Raw genomic sequence first — 16,620 nt, 5'->3', positions numbered from 1 at the left:
AGCATGCCCGGGCCTGATAAGTCGCCATAAGCTTGTGCTCAGCCTTGCTAGCGTTATGCTACCTGGCAACCGAATGTGAGGAATGAACTGTGAAAGCGTGGATCCTGTTGATGCTGGCCCTGACCTTGCCGATGGCAGCCCAGGCCGAAGAGGCCAAAGAAGGCGAGGCGCCGAAGGTCAGCTATATCAGCCTAAGCCCGCCGTTTGTGGGCAACTACGGCCTGGATGGCACGGCGAAGCTCAAAGTATTCAAGGCCGACATCGCGCTGCGCGTGACCGGCACTGAAGCTGCCGCTGCGGTCAAAGCCAACGACGCGTTGATTCGTAACCAACTGGTGGCGCTGTTCACCCAGCAGACCAACGAGAGCATGAGCACCGTTGAAGGCAAGGAAAAACTGCGTCAGGAAGCGCTGAAGCAGACTCAGCAGGTAATGAATGACGAGACCGGTAAACCGGTAGTGGAAGACTTGTTGTTCAATAACCTGATCATTCAGTAGCAGGCGGTGTCGCTCTCCAGATCTTGAGCAAGGTCGCTATGAAGTCGGGCTCCAGCACGCGGTTGCCGTGGCCGCTCAGGTGGTTGGAGTCGAAATACAGCGGCTTGGCGTTTTGGTCATAGGCCCAACAGGTCACGCCGGGGCACAGCAGCGGCAGCGGGTCCCACACCCTCAGCGCCGGATACTCGGCGCTCAGCTCCTGCAACAGTTGCATTTGCGGTGCGCGCAGTCGTTCAAGCTGTGCGCGTTGCATTGTCAGACCTGGCGCGCATACCGGGTTCATGCGGTTGAACCCATCGGAACAACGATTGGGCGCGGCCTTGAACAGAGGCTTGGGCGCATCGATCAGCACAGTCAGGCGTGCCGCCTGCAATCGGTTCAACAGGGTTTGGGCGTCAATGCGCGCCGCTTCCATCGTTGAAGCGGTCAGTTCGGTCAGCGCCTTATCGACCATCGCCTGCTCACCCTCTCTCCATTCGCGGCCCGCAAGCTCCGGCATGCGCAATGAGGCCAGAAACACGATGTCACCTGGCTTGGCCCGCGCTTCGATCTCCTTCAACTGGACTTCGCGGGAGGCCGCGCAGTGTTTCGGATCGGGGCCTATCAGGCTCACGACCCCGCAGCCGCCTTGTTCATAGTCATGCACCTTGATGCCCAGCTTCAGCGACACGAGGTTCAGCAGGGTGCGATAGGCCGCCGTGTGTGAGTCGCCGATGACGAACAACTGGCGACCGGCCAGGTGCGGGTCCTTGAGGACCTCGAAGTCTTCCCGGGGATAATGTTTATAGGCGTACCAAGTGTAGGTATCGCGGGTCTGGCTGATCGACAGTACGGCAGGATCCTCCGCTACCCACATCGCGCCGCGCCAGAGCAGGCCGGTCACCAGCACGGTCGTGGCCAACGTCAGCCATGCGCTGCGCTGGGTCACGGACCTGCTGCTGCGGATCGGCGTCTCGATCCAGTGGTAGGACGCTGCGGCAAGCGCCAGCACCAGGCAAGGATAGAGCAGCTGTACCGCCAGCAATTCCAGCCCGGTGGTCCAGCGTAGGAACACCAGTACCGGCCAGTGCCACAGGTACAGCGAATAAGACAGCCGCCCGATGTAGGTGAACAACGACGTTTGCAGCAGACGCTGCAAGGGGCCCGGCGATGCGTCACCTTGCTGCACAATCCCTGCGATCATTAGCAGCGTGCCCGCAACCGTCACCAGCGCCCAGGGAAACGGAAATTGGCGCGGATCGGCAAAGATAAAGCCCATTACGACCAGCACAAGTCCACCGCCCAGTAACCAGGGCGCGATACGCGCCGCCGGAGCCCGCGTGCACATCAGCTGAAACAACATTGCCCCGGCAGCCAGTTCCCAGAATCGCCCTGGCAGCAGGTAAAACGCTGCCAGCGGTTGGTCATTCACCTGGTAGGCAGCGACCAGCAGCGACACCAGAGCCGCCAACGGCAGCAACGCGCGCGGTCTGGCGCGCAGCCAGATGAAAAACAGTGCCGGGAAGATCACGTAGAACTGTTCTTCAACGCCCAGCGACCAGGTATGCAGGTAGGGATTGAGTTCGGCGCTCGGCGAAAAGTAGGTATCGGTGTTCCAGGCCAGCACAAAATTGCTCAGGCCGAAAAACGCCGCCAGGCCGGTGCGGTTAAACAGGTCGCTGAGCCAGAAGGGCGGCATCAGCATCGCTGAGAGCACGCCGCTGACGCACAGCATCACAAGCAGAGCTGGCATGATGCGCAGCATACGACGCCGGTAGAAATCTGCCAGGTAGCGGCCCAAGGTCAGCTCCCGCCGCTCCCATAGCGACTGGCTGATCACATACCCGGAAATCACGAAGAACATGTCCACGCCGGTAAAACCGCCCGGCAGCCATTGGAAATAATCCAGATGGAAGACGATCACACTCAGCACGGCGATTGCCCGCAAGCCGTCGATGGCTGGCCTGTAGGTGGAGGTGGGGCAGGACACGTGGGCTTCCTTTGCTCAGTGGGTGGGGCACTGATTCTGCCCCAACCTGGCGAGCGCGACGACTGGCCGTTCGGACAGGTGTAAGTCCGCTTATTTCGCGAGCAAGCTCGTTCCTGCTGATGCGGGGGTTAACGCAGCGCCAGCACTGCCGTCCACTGTTCAGGGGTCACCGGCATTACCGAAAGCCGGCTGCCTTTTTGCACAAGGGGCAGTTCGGCGAGGGCGGCTTGCTGTTTCAGGTAGCCCAGGCCCAGTACCTTGGGAAAGGTTTGCAGGTGCGCGACGTTGATCGCACTCCACGGGTTTTTTTCCGAGGTGGCCTTGGCGTCGAAATAGTGGCTTTCTGGTTCCAGCGCGGTGGGGTCCGGATAGGCCGCCTCGACGATTTTGCCGATGCCGGCAATGCCAGGCTCGGGGCAGCTGGAGTGGTAAAAGAAAAACTCGTCACCCACCGCCATCGCGCGCAAAAAGTTGCGTGCCTGGTAGTTACGCACCCCGTCCCAGCGCGCTTCACCGAGCTTTTCCAGGCCGTTGATCGAGAGTTCGTCGGGCTCGGATTTCATCAGCCAATAGGCCATTTTTGGGCTCCTGAAACAGGGAGTGGGTAAGTTGTCAGGCAATTTGATGACAAACCGACAGTCGGTTGGCGCCAAGGTTTGCGTGTTGGTTCACGTTACCGCAGAATGCCGGCTTTTAAAGCTTGGCGCAGCTGCAACGGACTTCTTTGGAACGTTGTTGTCATCGTGTACGAGGTGCCTGCAGGGGGGCAATCGATGCAACGTAAACCGGATTTACTATGGATTTTGGTGATTTTGTTTGGTCTGGGCGTCGTGACCACCGGGTATGCCCAAAGCTTGTGGTCGAACAAGACCGATGCTCCCGTTGAACTGGCTCAGCAGCAGCCGCAACCGTTCAAGCGTTAACTCTTCCTCAAGGCGCCGCTGATTCCAGTGGCGTCTGTGCGATATACCAAGTCTTATCTGTTACGGTGCCAGCCAACGGCACGTCCCAGCTCGCTTGCGCCAAACGATCGACTTTCTGGCATTCATGGGCCAGGCCCAGCAGCGTCGGCTTGCGCCAGCTCTGGCGGCGCGCCAGGTAGGCCAGGCTACGGTCGTAAAACCCGCCGCCCATGCCCAGTCGCCCACCGGCATCATCGAACCCCACCAACGGCAGCAGCACCAGGTCCAATGCCCAGACCTTGCGTTGGCGGCTGATATTCACCCGTGGCTCCAGAATGCGAAAACGGTTCGGCAGCAGTTTTTCCCCAGGCCTTACGCGCTGGAACACCATCTTGGTCCGCGGCCAGGCGCTGAGTACCGGCAGGTACGTGGCCTTGCCCCGGCGCTGGGCTGCGCGCAGCAGCAAGCGCGGATCGATTTCACCGTCCGTCGGTAGATACAAAGAGATATGTTTGGCCCGGCGAAACAGCGGGTGCTGTGCCAGTTGCCGATACAGGCCGTGGGCGGCCTTGCGCTGCTCGCTCGGCGTGAGGGCGCGGCGGGCCTGGCGCAACATGCGTCGAAGTTGCGGACGGGAAAGCGGCGCAGGTTCGGTCATGGTTTCCGGCTCATAAAACAATGCCAGTCCGAGGACTGGCATTGAGTTTGGGAATTCAGGCTCCCCGACAGAGCCGCTGTCGACTTAGCCCTTGAACCCGAAAGTTCAAGGTGGAAGATGCAGTAGGCTTTAAGGCTTTCCGTCTAGCGGACATGCACACCAGCCCAACGTGCAACTTCCAGGGTAGTGCGAATCGGCTCAGGGACATCGCCGACTGGCAAACACGCCAGGGAGTGGGGCGAGTATACCTTAAAGAGTCGCGGCAATCAGCCCTTGGGTGCGTCTGTGTCGCTGGAAAGCGCCAGATCAACACGCTCCAGCAGGTCACGCACCTGCTCACGGGTGGAGCCGCTGGCCTGCACGTCAGGGCGTTCCTGCTTATGCAGTAAATCGTGAGTAATATTCAGCGCGGCCATCACGGCGATGCGGTCGGCGCCGATGACTTTGCCGCTGCTGCGGATTTCACGCATCTTGCCATCCAGGTAGCGGGCGGCGCTCACCAGGTTGCTGCGCTCTTCCTGGGGACAGATGATCGAATATTCTTTGTCGAGGATCTGCACGGTGACGCTATTGCTTGAACTCATGAGTCTTGCTCCAGGGCCTTCAGGCGCGAAATCATCGATTCGACCTTACGCCGGGCGATTTCGTTTTTTTCAATGAGGTGAGCGCGTTCCTCGCGCCAGGTCTTTTCCTGAGCTAATAGGAGTCCGTTTTGACTCTTTAGTTGCTCGACCCGGGTAATTAGCAATTCGAGTCTGGCCATCAGCGCTTGCAGGTCGGTGTCTTCCATTGGGTTCCACTGGATTTGTCTGATGAATGGCAACTGCAGGATAAACGATCTGACGCCCTTGATAGTCTTGGTACGTCTGCCGGTGCTAGGATACAACGCTCCATTCTAGACATTGCGCCGTCTGGCGCCTAGCTCACCATGCCTATTCAGAACTCCCCGTACGATGCTTTTTCCAAACTGCTGAGCACCAGCGGCCACCCCTGCTCGCCTGCCGAACTGCACGGCGTGCTGCTGGGCCGTAGTTGCACCGGCGTTGGCTTTGACGCTGATAACTGGCTGGCCGATGTGGCCGAGCTGCTCGAAACCGAGCCGACCGACAACGTGCGTAACGCGCTGATCGGCTTGCAAGAGATGGTCAAGGGCGAGCTAACCGGTGATGACGTCACCGTGGTCCTGCTGCTGCCGACTGACGACGCGCCGCTCACCGAACGCGCTGCTGCCTTGGGCCAATGGTGCCAAGGTTTCCTCCACGGCTTTGGCGTAAACGCCGGCGGCCTGGAACTGAGCACCGACGCCAAGGAAGTGTTGCAGGACCTGGCAGCCATCTCCCAGGTGCAAGACGCTCTGGAAGAATCCGAGGACGGTGAAGGCGACTACATGGAGGTGATGGAATACCTGCGCGTCGCGCCGCTGCTGCTGTTCACAGAGACCAAGAAGTCTGCTGAACCCGCTGCACCCAAGCCGTCGCTGCATTAAGAAAGGAAGCCCATCTGTCCATGATTCATATCCCCCGAGCGGAATACACGCGGCGCCGCAAGGCGCTCATGGCGCAGATGGAACCCAACAGCATCGCGATCCTACCGGCCGCCGCCGTGGCGATTCGCAACCGTGATGTCGAACACGTGTACCGCCAGGACAGCGATTTCCAGTACCTGAGCGGTTTCCCCGAGCCGCAAGCGGTGATCGTGCTGATGCCCGGCCGCCAGCACGGCGAGTACGTGCTGTTCTGCCGCGAACGCAATGCCGAACGCGAACTGTGGGACGGCCTGCGTGCCGGCACCGAAGGCGCAATCCGCGACTTTGGCGCCGACGATGCCTTCCCGATCACCGATATCGACGACATCCTGCCCGGCCTGATCGAAGGCCGCGACCGGGTGTATTCGGCCATGGGCAGCAACGCTGAATTCGACCGGCACCTGATGGAGTGGATCAACGTGATCCGCTCTAAAGCGCACCTCGGCGCCCAGCCACCGAACGAATTCGTTGCTCTGGATCATCTGCTCCACGACATGCGTCTGTATAAATCGGCGGCAGAAGTGAAGGTGATGCGCGAGGCCGCACGAATCTCCTGCGCCGCTCATGTGCGGGCGATGCAGGCCAGCCGGGCGGGTTTGCACGAGTTCAGCCTGGAAGCCGAGCTGGACTACGAATTCCGCAAAGGCGGCGCGAAAATGCCGGCTTATGGTTCCATCGTCGCCGCCGGGCGTAACAGCTGCATCCTGCATTACCAGCAGAATGACGCGTTGCTCAAGGACGGTGATCTGGTGCTGATCGACGCCGGTTGCGAGATCGACTGCTACGCCAGTGACATCACCCGTACCTGGCCGATCAACGGCAAGTTTTCGCCCGAGCAGAAGGCAATCTACGAGATTGTGCTGGCCTCCCAGGAAGCCGCCTTTGCCCAGATCGCCCCCAACAAGCATTGGAACCAGGCCCACGAGGCCACAGTGCACGTCATTACCGCCGGGCTGGTGAAGCTGGGGTTGTTGCAGGGCGACGTCGACGAACTTATCGCCAGTGAAGCCTACAAACCCTTCTATATGCACCGCGCCGGCCACTGGCTGGGCATGGATGTGCATGATGTGGGCGAGTACAAAGTGGGCGGAGAATGGCGTGTGCTGGAAGTTGGCATGGCGTTGACCGTTGAGCCGGGGATCTACATCTCGCCGGACAATCAGAACGTGGCAAAGAAATGGCGTGGCATTGGCGTACGCATCGAGGACGACGTGGTGGTAACCAAGCAAGGCTGTGAAATCCTGACCGGCGGCGTGCCCAAGACCGTCGCCGATATCGAAGCGCTGATGGCGGCTGCGCGATGAGCCGGGTCAACCTGGCGATCATCGGCGGTGGCCTGGTCGGTGCCAGCCTGGCGTTGGCGTTGCAGGCGGGGGCCAAGGCGCGCGGTTGGAAGATCGTGCTGATCGAACCGTTCGCGCCGGGCGACAGCTACCAGCCGAGCTACGACGCGCGCTCTTCGGCGCTGTCCTTCGGCGCCCGGCAGATCTATCAGCGTTTGGGCTTGTGGCAGGACATTTCCCGCCGCGCCGAACCGATCAAGCAGATCCATGTGTCCGACCGTGGGCGCTTCTCCACGGCGCGTTTGTCAGCCATGGAAGAGGGCGTGCCCGCCCTTGGTTACGTGGTGGAAAACGCCTGGCTGGGCCAGTGCCTGTGGCAAGGCCTGGATAAAGACGTGGTCAGTTGGCGCTGCCCGGCGGAAGTCACGCGCATGGAGCCGCTGTCCGATGGCTACCGTCTTACCCTCAACGATGAAACCGTGCTGGAATGCGACCTCGCGGTGCTGGCCGATGGCGGCCGTTCCGGCTTGCGCGAGCAACTGGGCATCGGCGTTAAAACCCGCCCGTATAACCAGAGCGCGCTGATCGCCAACATCACCCCAAGCGAAGCCCATAACGGCGAAGCATTCGAGCGTTTCACCGATGAAGGCCCAATGGCCTTGCTGCCGCTGCCGGACAACCGTTGCGCGCTGGTGTGGACGCGCATCGGTATGGATGCCCAGCGCCTGGCCAACCTCGATGAACGCAGCTTCTTGAGTGAATTGCAGGGCGTGTTCGGTTACCGCCTGGGCACCCTGAAGCAAGTCGGCGCACGTCATCTGTATCCGCTGACGTTGGTTGAGGCCGAGGAACAAGTGCGTTCGCACCTGGCAATCCTTGGCAACGCCGCCCACAGCCTGCACCCGATTGCCGGGCAGGGCTTCAACTTGTCCCTGCGCGATGCGAACGCCTTGGCCGAGGCCTTGCTGGCCGGGCCGCAAGTACCGGGCGACCTGGCAACCTTGCAGGGCTATCGCGAGCGTCAGCGCCTCGACCAGAAACTCACCGTGGGCTTCTCCGACCAGGTCACGCGCCTGTTTGGCAGCGCCCAACCGCTGGTAGCGCTGGGCCGCAACATAGGCCTGCTGGGCCTGGACCTGTTACCGCCGGCCAAGCGCTGGTTCGCCCGTCAGGCCATGGGCCTGGGCACGCGTCCCGATGCGTAAGGGGTTGATCGAGCGCCTGGGCAAGGCGCGGTTGTTGCGTTGGATCATGACCCTGTATCCGCCATATTTGGGCGCCGGGATCAGCGTGCAGCAGATGAGCGCCGATTTTCGCCACGTCAAAGTGCGCATGGGCCTGGGCTGGTACAACCGCAATTACGTCGGCACACAGTTCGGCGGCAGCCTGTATTCGATGGTCGACCCGTTCTACATGCTGATGCTGATGGAGAACCTGGGCCGCGACTACATTGTGTGGGACAAGGCCGCGAGCATCGATTTCATCTCGCCGGGCAAAGGCCCGGTGTACGCCGAGTTTTCCATCGACGACGCCTTGCTCGATGAGGTGCGTCGACACACCGAAGGTGGCGAGAAGTACTTGCCCCACCTCAAGGTCGAGATACATGACGGCTCCGGCACCCTGGTGGCGCGGGTCGACAAAACCCTTTACGTGCGGCGCAAGCCGCCAGCGAGACAGGCTTAAAGCATGGACATGCGCGCAGATGTGCTGGTTGTCGGGGCAGGAATGGTCGGAAGCGCCCTGGCGCTGGCGTTGCAGGGCCGTGGCCTGCAGGTGCTGCTGCTCGATGGCAGCCCGCTGAGTGTCAAACCGTTCGACCCTGACGCGACTTTCGAGCCGCGGGTGAGCGCCTTGTCGGCCGCCAGCCAGCGCATCCTCGAGCGCCTGGGTGTGTGGGACGGCATCGTGTCGCGCCGTGCCAGCCCTTACGGCGAGATGCAGGTATGGGACGGCAGTGGCACCGGGCAGATCCACTTTTCGGCGGCCAGCGTGCACGCTGAGGTGCTCGGGCATATCGTCGAGAACCGCGTGGTTCAGGATGCCTTGCTCGACCGTCTGCACGACTGCGACCTGGGCCTGTTGGCCAACGCGCGTCTTGAACAGATGCGCCGCTCCGGCGATGACTGGCTGCTGACCCTGGCCGATGGGCGCAAGTTGCGTACGCCGTTGGTGGTTGCCGCCGATGGCGCCCACTCCGCCGTGCGCCGCCTGACCGGCACGGCGACCCGCGAATGGGATTACCTGCATAACGCCATCGTCACCAGCGTGCGTAGCAGCGAGCCGCACCAGCGTACGGCGTGGCAACGCTTTACCGATACCGGCCCGCTGGCGTTCCTGCCACTTGTGCGGGATGGGCAGGAGGATTGGTGCTCGATTGTCTGGTCGACCACGCCCGCTGAGTCTGAGCGCCTGATGGCGCTGGATGATCAAAGCTTCTGCCGTGAACTGGAGCGGGCTTTTGAAGGCCGGCTCGGCACAGTGCTGAGCGCCGACCCGCGCGTTTGTGTGCCGTTGCGCCAGCGTCACGCCAAACGCTACGTGGCCGAAGGCCTGGCATTGATCGGCGACGCGGCCCACGTCATCCATCCATTGGCGGGGCAGGGCGTGAACCTGGGCTTTCTTGACGCAGCGACACTGGCTGAAGTGCTGTTGTCGGCGACCGAGCGCGGTGAGCGCCTGGCGGATGTGAAAGTGCTGAGCCGCTACGAACGCCGACGCATGCCGCACAACCTGGCGTTGATGGGGGCAATGGAAGGCTTTGAGCGACTGTTCCAGGCCGACCAATTGCCGCTGCGCTGGCTGCGCAACGCGGGGTTGAAGCTGGTCGACCAGATGCCCGAAGCCAAGGCCGTGTTTGTACGCCAGGCGCTGGGCCTGACCGGCGATCTTCCTGACCTGGCAAAACCCTGACATTGACGCCCGGTCCCCTGTGGCAGCGGGCTTGCTCGCGAAGAGGCCATCAGCTCCACCGCAAAAAGTTGACTATGCAACATCTGGTAACGCCTCCAGCAAGCACCACCAAATGTGAGTCCTTATCATTTGCCCTCTTTTTGCAAATGAGAGACCGCACCCATGTTGGCACCCAAGCGCCTCCTGACTGCCCTGGCACTCACCCTGATCGGCAGCACCACCGTGCAGGCCGCCGACGAAGTGGTGGTCTACTCCTCGCGCATCGACGAACTGATCAAGCCAGTGTTCGACGCCTACACCCAGAAGACCGGCGTGCAGGTGAAGTTCATCACCGACAAGGAAGCCCCGCTGATGCAGCGCATCAAGGCCGAGGGCGAGAATGCCACCGCCGACCTGCTGCTCACCGTGGATGCCGGCAACCTCTGGCAGGCCGAGCAAATGGGCATCCTGCAACCGTTCACCTCAAGTGTGATCGACAAGAATATTCCGCTGCAATATCGCTCGTCGGCCCACGCCTGGACCGGTTTGAGCCTGCGCGCGCGGACCATCGCCTATTCCACCGACCGGGTAAAACCGGGTGACCTCACCACTTACGAAGCCCTGGCCGACAAACAGTGGGAAGGCCGTCTGTGCCTGCGTACGGCGAAAAAGGTCTACAACCAGTCGCTGACCGCCACCCTGATCGAAACCCACGGCGCGGCCAAGACCGAAGAAATCGTCAAGGGGTGGGTCAACAACCTGTCCACCGACGTATTCTCCGATGACATCGCCGTGCTCGAAGCCATCAATGCCGGCCAGTGCGACGTAGGGATCGTCAACACCTACTACTACGGTCGCCTGCACAAGCAGAAGCCGGACCTGGCGGTGAAGCTGTTCTGGCCGAATCAGGGCGACCGTGGCGTGCATGTGAACCTGTCGGGCATTGGCCTGACCAAGCACGCGCCACACCCGGAAGCCGCCAAGGCGTTGGTGGAATGGATGACCACGCCTGAGGCGCAGAAGATCTTTGCCGACGTGAACCAGGAGTTCCCGGCGAACCCGGCGGTACCGCCGTCGGCCGAAGTGGCAACCTGGGGTAAATTCGTGGCGGACACCTTGCCGGTGGAAGTGGCGGGCAAACGTCAGGCTGAGGCCATTCGGTTGATGGATAGGGCTGGCTGGAACTGATACAAGTTTAAAAACACTGCAGTCCAAATGTGGGAGCTGGCTTGCCTGCGATAGCATCACCTCGGTATGACTGATATACCGAGGTGTCTGCATCGCAGGCAAGCCAGCTCCCACATTGGTTAGCGGCGACTTCAAAACCTTCATTTCTCTGAGAGCTTTTCCTTGGCCCACCCCGCCCAACGCCGCTGGTACCTGCCGGTCTTCACCGTCGCTGCCCTGGTGCTGCTGCCGCTGAGCGTGATGTTGCTGTCCTGGCAAAGCATCGACGCGCAAATCTGGTCCCACCTCTGGGAAACCCAGATGCCGCGCCTGCTGGGCAACACCCTCACCCTGGTGTTGGGCGTCGGTGTCGGTGTGACCTTGTTGGGCGTCAGCCTGGCCTGGTTGACCAGCCTCTGCGAATTCCCCGGACGGCGTTGGCTGGATTGGGCGCTGATGTTGCCCTTCGCCATTCCCGCGTACGTGCTGGCTTTCGTGTTTGTGGGCCTGCTGGATTTTGCAGGCCCGGTGCAAACCCTGCTGCGCGAATGGTTTGGCAGTGGTTTGAGGCTGCCGCGCGTGCGCTCGACCAGCGGGGTGATCATCGTTCTGGTGCTGGTCTTTTACCCGTATGTGTATTTGCTGGCACGCACCGCGTTCCTGGCCCAGGGCAAAGGCTTGATGGAAGCGGCGCGGGTGCTGGGGCAATCGCCATGGCGAGCGTTCTGGCACGTGGCCCTGCCCATGGCACGGCCGGCGATTGGTGCCGGGGTGGCGTTGGCGCTGATGGAAACCCTGGCGGATTTCGGTGCGGTCTCGGTGTTCAACTTCGATACGTTCACCACCGCCATCTACAAAACCTGGTACGGCTTCTTCAGCCTTTCCAGCGCGGCACAGTTGGCCAGCCTGTTGCTGCTGGTGGTGATGTTGGTGCTGTACGGCGAACGTCGCGCACGCGGTGCCAGCCGGTCGAGTAATGAGCGGCCACGGGGCAAGGCGCTGTATCACTTGCGTGGGCTCAAGGCAGCGGCGGCCAGCGGCTGGTGCGGGCTGGTGTTCGCCTGTGCGTTTGTCATCCCGATGCTGCAACTGGTCGTCTGGTTCTGGCAGCGCGGCCGCTTCGACCTGGATGAGCGCTATTCGGGCCTGATCGTCCACACGCTCTACTTGGGCGGCATCGCAGCGTTGATCACCGTAAGCGTGGCGTTGCTGCTGGCATTTGCCAACCGCCTGGCGCCGACCCGGGCGATCCGCTCCGGCATCAGCCTGGCCAATGTCGGCTATGCCTTGCCGGGCTCGGTGCTGGCGGTATCGATCATGTTGGCGTTCAGTTATCTGGATCGTGAGCTGGTGGTGCCGCTGTCTGGTTGGCTCGGTGGTGCGGGCAAGCCGTTGCTGCTGGGCAGCCTGTCGGCATTGGTGCTGGCGTACCTAGTGCGTTTCCTGGCGGTGGCCTATGGGCCGCTGGAAAACAGCCTGGCGCGCATCCGCCCGTCCTTGCCGGAAGCAGCACGCAGTCTGGGCGTCAGTGGCCCGCGACTGTTTTGCAAAGTGTATCTGCCGTTGCTGCTGCCGGGGACCTTAAGTGCGGCGCTGCTGGTGTTCGTCGATGTGCTCAAGGAAATGCCCGCCACCTTGCTGATGCGCCCGTTCGGCTGGGACACCCTCGCGGTTCGTATTTTCGAAATGACCAGCGAAGGCGAGTGGGCACGGGCTTCTTTGCCGGCGTTGACCCTGGTGCTGGTGGGGCTGTTACCGGTGATCGGGCTGATCCGACGCTCTGCCCGGCAAATCGGTTAGGTGCCAGTCCTACAGCTTGCAGCTACAATGCGCGGCATTCGGTGCGGCCCGTCTTTCGGGTCGAGTCGCTGGGCGTGGCTGCGGGCCTTGTAATTCAAGGTGTTTGGCACGAACGGCAACGCTGCGCACCTTCGCCACGCCCGGAAGGAGAAACCCATGGGACAGCGTACGCCTCTGTACGACCTGCATCTCGCCCTCGGCGCGAAAATGGTCGATTTTGGCGGTTGGGATATGCCTTTGCACTACGGCTCGCAAGTTGAAGAACACCACCAGGTGCGACGCGACTGCGGGGTGTTCGATGTATCTCATATGACCGTGATCGATGTCAGCGGCCCCCAGGCCAAGGAATGGCTGCAGTATTTGCTGGCCAATGATGTCGAACGTCTGCATGGCTGCGGCCGTGCGTTGTACAGCGCCATGCTCAACGAAAAGGGCGGCGTGGTGGACGATATGATTGTCTACCGCACCGAGGACGCCTATCGGCTGGTGGTCAACGCCGCCACCCGCGATCAGGACATGGCGTGGATGCACGCGCAACTGGGTAATTATCAGGTGCAGCTGCATGAGCGGCCCGAATTGGCGATGCTCGCCATTCAAGGCCCCCACGCCCGGCAGAAAATTGCCGAGTTGGTCACCCAGTCCCGCGGCACCCTGATTCACCAACTCAAGCCCTTCGAAGGCCACGCCGATGGCGATTGGTTTATCGCGCGCACGGGCTACACCGGCGAAGATGGCCTGGAGATTGTCCTGCCTGCTGATCAGGCGCCAGGCTTTTTCAACGATCTGGTGGGCGCGGGTATTTCACCCATCGGTCTCGGCGCCCGGGATACCCTTCGCCTGGAGGCTGGCATGAACCTGTATGGTCAGGACATCCACCAGGACGTTTCGCCCCTGGCATCGAACATGGCCTGGAGTATTGCCTGGGAACCTGCCGAGCGAAATTTCATTGGTCGCACCGCGCTGGAAGCGGAAAAAGCGGCGGGTGTGCAGTTCAAACTGGTCGGGCTGGTACTGGAGGAACGCGGGGTTCTGCGTGCTCACCAGGTGGTTCGTATCGCCAATATTGGCGAAGGGGAGATCACCAGTGGTAGTTTCTCTCCTACGCTGAGCAAATCCATTGCCCTGGCGCGTGTACCGACGGCCACCGCCGATCGGGCCGAAGTGGAAATCCGCGGCAAGTGGTACCCGGTTCGAGTGGTCAAACCGACCTTCGTGCGCCATGGCAAGACCTTGATCTAACCTATTCCCGGCAGGCCGAAGGCCGCTGACATTACTTCTTGAGGACACAGACTATGAGCGATATCCCTGCCGACCTGCGTTTTGCCGAAAGCCACGAATGGGCACGCCTGGAAGCTGACGGCACCGTGACCGTCGGGATCTCCGACCATGCCCAGGAAGCGTTGGGTGATGTGGTGTTTGTTGAACTGGCTGAAGTTGGCGCTACGTTTGAAGCCGAAGGCCAGGCGGGTGTGGTTGAGTCGGTGAAGGCTGCTTCGGATATCTACGCCCCGGTTGCAGGCGAAGTGATTGCAGTCAATGAGGAGCTGAGCGGTAGCCCTGAACTGCTGAACTCCGACCCGTACGGCGCGTGGATCTTCAAGCTCAAGCCAAGCAACCCGACTGATCTGGAAAAACTGCTGGATGCTGCCGGTTACAAAGCCGCCATCGGCGAGTAAACGCCAATAGCTGAAACAGCACAAACCAATGTGGGAGCTGTGGTGCGACGAATCGTCGCGCCGCAGCTCCCACATTTGGTTGTGGTGAGCCAGATTTTTCAGCTCGCTTTCAGAACCGCTTTCACGGCTGCCACCGACCGCTCCACATCCGCCTCTGTCATCGCCGTAAACATTGGCAATGATACGATCAAGCGCCCAACCTTTTCCGCCACCGGAAACATGCCTTCCTTGAACCCCTGCGCCCGATAAAGACTCAGCAGATGGATCGGCGGGTAGTGATAGCCAATGCCGACGCCGTGGGCCTGCATCTGCTCCATGAAGGTGGCGCGGGCCGGCAGACCGTCCTGACGCTCCGGCAGTACCAGTTGGAACAGGTGCCAGTTGCTGTTTTCGAAATCCGCTGGCGGCAGTTGCGCGCCGTATTGCGCTTCAAAGTCATCGCCAAAGCATTTGAAGTAGTGCTGCGCCAGGTTCTGGCGGTGAGCGGTGATCTTTTCGATATGGGCAAATTGCCCCAAACCGATGGCTGCGGCGATGTCGGTCATGTTGAACTTGCCACCCAGCACATCCACATCCAGGCCGTCGAAGCCTGTGCGGGTAACGCCTTGCAGGCGGTATTTTTCTGCCAGCCGCGCTTCTTCGGCATTGTTCAACACAAGACAGCCGCCTTCGGAAGAGGTGATGTTCTTGTTGGCCTGGAAGCTGAACGACACAAAATCCCCGGTGGCGCCGATACGCTCGCCATCCCAGCTTGAACCCAGCGCCTGGGCAGCATCCTCAACGATACGCAGGTTGTACTTGTTGGCCAGTGCATACAGCATCGGCATGTCCAGGGGTAGGCCAGCGAGGTACACCGGGATGATCGCCTTGGTGCGCGGGGTAATCGCAGCCTCTACCTGGGCCAGGTCGATATTGCGAGTAATCGGGTCAATATCGGCAAACACTGGCGTAGCGCCGACTTCCAGGATCACGTTGGCCGTGGCAACCCAAGAGATCGGCGTGGTGATGACTTCATCGCCCGGCCCGATACCGGCAATGCGCAAGGCAATCTCCATGGTGCAGGTGCCCGAGTTGAAGGTACGCACCGGGCGGCCGCCAAAGTATTCCGATAACTGAGCCTCGAATGCCTGCACTTTCGGCCCGCTGGTGATCCAGCCCGAGCGCAATACATCGCCAACCGCCGAGATGGTGGCTTCGTCAATGGTAGGTTTGGAAAACGGCAGGAAGGGCTGTTGGCTCATGACGACGAAGGCATCCGTTTCAGATTGGCGATGAGTGAGCGAGGTATCAGTACGGCATGGTTGCACGGCTTGACTGAATATAGCCTGTCGTCCGTGAATGAATTGTCATACTGCGGGTTAAAACGCGGGCAAAAAAATGCCGCTTCAACAGCGGCATTTTTCAGAGCGATGAAATCACTCGGTAACGGCGTTTTTCGCAAGGATGGCGTTGGCCAGCTCCATATCCGTGGCCTGTAGGCCAGGGTTATCGGCGCGGACTTTCTGCATTGCGGCTTCCAGGTATGGACCACGGATGCCGCCGTCGCTGGCAACAAAGCTGCCGGCGTCGTCTTGTGCGGCAACCACCAGCTTGTGGTCCTTGAAGGTCAGGTACGTCGAGCCAGTAGTGGCGCCCGACGAGATGACATTGCGCCAGAAACTGTCGGCCATGGCTGAACCGACAGGAAGGGAAAGCACAGCAAGGGTTGCGACAGCATATTTGAGACGCATGATGGGTGACTCCGGTGAGTTATCTGTACATTATGATTGTAGATAGCCCAGCCGAGTTCCATCACTGACTAAACAGTTTCAACCTTTAACACCACGCCCTCCTGACTAACCACACGGACTTGGGCGCCTACAGGGCTGTCCGGGCCGGTCACCATCCAAACGCCATCGCCGACTTTCACTTTGCCACGGCCGTCCACGATCGCCTGATGCACGATAAACATACGGCCGATAAGCTCCGAGCCCCGTTCGTTCAGCCCGGGTTGGTCACTTGCCTTGGCGCTGCTGCGCTGACGCTTCCACCAATACACCGCCGTCAGGATCGATAACACGGCAAACAGCAGCAACTGCCACTCCAGCCCCAGGGGCGGCACCAGGAACTTGATCACGCCCACGGCAGCCGCTGCGATACCCATCCATAACAGGTACCCACCGGCGCCAAATACTTCAAGAATCAACAGCACCGTACCCAGTGCCAGCCAATCCCAGAACGACAAATGCTGCAGGAAATCCCACATGGTGCTGGC

Annotated in this window: 19 protein-coding genes and 1 other RNA gene; 11 read left to right on the top strand and 9 right to left on the bottom strand. The window is 60.9% G+C overall.

The annotated features are described in order from the left end of the window. Positions 1-89: 89 nt before the first annotated feature. A complete protein-coding gene (locus tag JBO08_RS12925; protein WP_049711009.1) occupies positions 90-497 on the top strand; it encodes a flagellar basal body-associated protein FliL in 408 nt (135 codons plus the stop codon). Here JBO08_RS12925 and JBO08_RS28300 read toward each other — a convergent pair. Together JBO08_RS28300 and JBO08_RS12915 are read right to left on the bottom strand one after the other, a co-directional pair. Further along, positions 487-2,466, bottom strand: coding sequence for an acyltransferase family protein (locus JBO08_RS28300; RefSeq protein ID WP_065910060.1), 1,980 nt, complete (start codon positions 2,464-2,466; stop codon positions 487-489). The genes JBO08_RS12925 and JBO08_RS28300 overlap by 11 nt on opposite strands. A gap of 128 nt (positions 2,467-2,594) precedes the next feature. Next, positions 2,595-3,044 carry an EVE domain-containing protein gene (locus JBO08_RS12915; RefSeq protein WP_065874441.1) on the bottom strand — a complete coding sequence of 150 codons (450 nt, stop codon included), beginning with the start codon at positions 3,042-3,044 and terminating at the stop codon, positions 2,595-2,597. 195 nt (positions 3,045-3,239) lie between these two features. On the opposite strand from JBO08_RS12915, the gene JBO08_RS12910 reads away from it, so the two are divergent. Then, positions 3,240-3,389, top strand: coding sequence for a hypothetical protein (locus JBO08_RS12910; RefSeq protein ID WP_010207387.1), 150 nt, complete (start codon positions 3,240-3,242; stop codon positions 3,387-3,389). Between the two features lie 7 nt (positions 3,390-3,396). Here the strand turns inward: JBO08_RS12910 and JBO08_RS12905 are convergent, their stop codons facing one another. From JBO08_RS12905 to JBO08_RS12890, 4 genes are all read right to left on the bottom strand, one after another. After that, positions 3,397-4,026, bottom strand: coding sequence for a 5-formyltetrahydrofolate cyclo-ligase (locus JBO08_RS12905; RefSeq protein ID WP_065874457.1), 630 nt, complete (start codon positions 4,024-4,026; stop codon positions 3,397-3,399). A gap of 57 nt (positions 4,027-4,083) precedes the next feature. Continuing rightward, a non-coding RNA gene (ssrS, locus tag JBO08_RS12900) (6S RNA) lies at positions 4,084-4,262 on the bottom strand. 30 nt (positions 4,263-4,292) lie between these two features. Then, on the bottom strand, positions 4,293-4,610 hold the full coding sequence (locus JBO08_RS12895) for a cell division protein ZapA (RefSeq protein ID WP_049711015.1): 318 nt from the start codon (positions 4,608-4,610) through the stop codon (positions 4,293-4,295). After that, a complete protein-coding gene (locus tag JBO08_RS12890; protein WP_007982902.1) occupies positions 4,607-4,816 on the bottom strand; it encodes a TIGR02449 family protein in 210 nt (69 codons plus the stop codon). Before JBO08_RS12890 ends, JBO08_RS12895 begins: the two co-directional genes overlap by 4 nt. Before the next feature lie 138 nt (positions 4,817-4,954). On the opposite strand from JBO08_RS12890, the gene JBO08_RS12885 reads away from it, so the two are divergent. The 9 genes from JBO08_RS12885 (at position 4,955) to gcvH (ending at position 14,366) form a co-directional block, all read left to right on the top strand. Beyond that, the gene (locus JBO08_RS12885; protein WP_015886444.1) at positions 4,955-5,512 is read left to right on the top strand and encodes a YecA family protein; all 558 of its coding nucleotides are present in this window, start codon (positions 4,955-4,957) and stop codon (positions 5,510-5,512) included. A gap of 20 nt (positions 5,513-5,532) precedes the next feature. Then, positions 5,533-6,855, top strand: coding sequence for a Xaa-Pro aminopeptidase (gene pepP, locus JBO08_RS12880; RefSeq protein WP_065874440.1), 1,323 nt, complete (start codon positions 5,533-5,535; stop codon positions 6,853-6,855). Continuing rightward, a complete protein-coding gene (ubiH, locus tag JBO08_RS12875) occupies positions 6,852-8,039 on the top strand; it encodes a 2-octaprenyl-6-methoxyphenyl hydroxylase (protein WP_065891328.1) in 1,188 nt (395 codons plus the stop codon). Before pepP ends, ubiH begins: the two co-directional genes overlap by 4 nt. Next, positions 8,032-8,517, top strand: a complete 486-nt coding sequence (locus JBO08_RS12870) for a DUF4442 domain-containing protein (RefSeq protein WP_065874438.1) — start codon at positions 8,032-8,034, stop codon at positions 8,515-8,517. The genes ubiH and JBO08_RS12870 overlap by 8 nt, the downstream gene beginning before the upstream one ends. 9 nt (positions 8,518-8,526) lie before the next feature. After that, the gene (locus JBO08_RS12865) at positions 8,527-9,744 is read left to right on the top strand and encodes a 2-octaprenyl-3-methyl-6-methoxy-1,4-benzoquinol hydroxylase (protein WP_175403044.1); all 1,218 of its coding nucleotides are present in this window, start codon (positions 8,527-8,529) and stop codon (positions 9,742-9,744) included. A 162-nt stretch (positions 9,745-9,906) separates the two neighbouring features. Then, entirely contained in the window at positions 9,907-10,911 is a 1,005-nt protein-coding gene (locus JBO08_RS12860; RefSeq protein ID WP_065874436.1) for an extracellular solute-binding protein, read from the top strand. A 162-nt stretch (positions 10,912-11,073) separates the two neighbouring features. After that, positions 11,074-12,690: an iron ABC transporter permease gene (locus JBO08_RS12855; protein WP_065874435.1), complete on the top strand. Its 1,617-nt coding sequence runs from the start codon at positions 11,074-11,076 to the stop codon at positions 12,688-12,690. Positions 12,691-12,846: 156 nt separating this feature from the next. Further along, entirely contained in the window at positions 12,847-13,929 is a 1,083-nt protein-coding gene (gcvT, locus tag JBO08_RS12850; protein WP_065874434.1) for a glycine cleavage system aminomethyltransferase GcvT, read from the top strand. 53 nt (positions 13,930-13,982) lie between these two features. Beyond that, a complete protein-coding gene (gene gcvH / locus JBO08_RS12845; RefSeq protein WP_065874433.1) occupies positions 13,983-14,366 on the top strand; it encodes a glycine cleavage system protein GcvH in 384 nt (127 codons plus the stop codon). A 98-nt stretch (positions 14,367-14,464) separates the two neighbouring features. Here gcvH and JBO08_RS12840 read toward each other — a convergent pair whose 3' ends face one another. From JBO08_RS12840 to JBO08_RS12830, 3 genes are all read right to left on the bottom strand, one after another. Beyond that, positions 14,465-15,607: a DegT/DnrJ/EryC1/StrS aminotransferase family protein gene (locus tag JBO08_RS12840; RefSeq protein WP_220074673.1), complete on the bottom strand. Its 1,143-nt coding sequence runs from the start codon at positions 15,605-15,607 to the stop codon at positions 14,465-14,467. A gap of 174 nt (positions 15,608-15,781) precedes the next feature. After that, a complete protein-coding gene (locus JBO08_RS12835; RefSeq protein WP_003176799.1) occupies positions 15,782-16,096 on the bottom strand; it encodes a DUF2388 domain-containing protein in 315 nt (104 codons plus the stop codon). A gap of 68 nt (positions 16,097-16,164) precedes the next feature. Beyond that, positions 16,165-16,611 carry an NfeD family protein gene (locus JBO08_RS12830; protein WP_065874431.1) on the bottom strand — a complete coding sequence of 149 codons (447 nt, stop codon included), beginning with the start codon at positions 16,609-16,611 and terminating at the stop codon, positions 16,165-16,167. Positions 16,612-16,620 lie beyond the last annotated feature (9 nt).

It is taken from the genome of Pseudomonas sp. LAP_36 (assembly GCF_019456785.1).
Classification (GTDB): Bacteria; Pseudomonadota; Gammaproteobacteria; order Pseudomonadales; family Pseudomonadaceae; genus Aquipseudomonas; species Aquipseudomonas tritici.
This window is presented reverse-complemented; position numbering and strand designations above follow the sequence as displayed.

Excerpts from the sequence above, each read along its gene's own strand:
- JBO08_RS12865 (WP_175403044.1), top strand. The coding sequence starts at position 8,527 with ATGCGCGCAGATGTGCTGGTTGTCGGGGCAGGAATGGTCGGAAGCGCC.
- JBO08_RS12895 (WP_049711015.1), bottom strand. The coding sequence starts at position 4,610 with ATGAGTTCAAGCAATAGCGTCACCGTGCAGATCCTCGACAAAGAATAT.
- JBO08_RS12835 (WP_003176799.1), bottom strand. The coding sequence starts at position 16,096 with ATGCGTCTCAAATATGCTGTCGCAACCCTTGCTGTGCTTTCCCTTCCT.
- JBO08_RS12840 (WP_220074673.1), bottom strand. The coding sequence starts at position 15,607 with ATGAGCCAACAGCCCTTCCTGCCGTTTTCCAAACCTACCATTGACGAA.
- JBO08_RS12870 (WP_065874438.1), top strand. The coding sequence starts at position 8,032 with ATGCGTAAGGGGTTGATCGAGCGCCTGGGCAAGGCGCGGTTGTTGCGT.
- JBO08_RS12860 (WP_065874436.1), top strand. The coding sequence starts at position 9,907 with ATGTTGGCACCCAAGCGCCTCCTGACTGCCCTGGCACTCACCCTGATC.
- JBO08_RS12830 (WP_065874431.1), bottom strand. The coding sequence starts at position 16,611 with ATGTGGGATTTCCTGCAGCATTTGTCGTTCTGGGATTGGCTGGCACTG.
- JBO08_RS12885 (WP_015886444.1), top strand. The coding sequence starts at position 4,955 with ATGCCTATTCAGAACTCCCCGTACGATGCTTTTTCCAAACTGCTGAGC.
- pepP (WP_065874440.1), top strand. The coding sequence starts at position 5,533 with ATGATTCATATCCCCCGAGCGGAATACACGCGGCGCCGCAAGGCGCTC.
- JBO08_RS12915 (WP_065874441.1), bottom strand. The coding sequence starts at position 3,044 with ATGGCCTATTGGCTGATGAAATCCGAGCCCGACGAACTCTCGATCAAC.
- ubiH (WP_065891328.1), top strand. The coding sequence starts at position 6,852 with ATGAGCCGGGTCAACCTGGCGATCATCGGCGGTGGCCTGGTCGGTGCC.
- gcvT (WP_065874434.1), top strand. The coding sequence starts at position 12,847 with ATGGGACAGCGTACGCCTCTGTACGACCTGCATCTCGCCCTCGGCGCG.
- JBO08_RS12905 (WP_065874457.1), bottom strand. The coding sequence starts at position 4,026 with ATGACCGAACCTGCGCCGCTTTCCCGTCCGCAACTTCGACGCATGTTG.
- JBO08_RS12890 (WP_007982902.1), bottom strand. The coding sequence starts at position 4,816 with ATGGAAGACACCGACCTGCAAGCGCTGATGGCCAGACTCGAATTGCTA.
- JBO08_RS12910 (WP_010207387.1), top strand. The coding sequence starts at position 3,240 with ATGCAACGTAAACCGGATTTACTATGGATTTTGGTGATTTTGTTTGGT.
- gcvH (WP_065874433.1), top strand. The coding sequence starts at position 13,983 with ATGAGCGATATCCCTGCCGACCTGCGTTTTGCCGAAAGCCACGAATGG.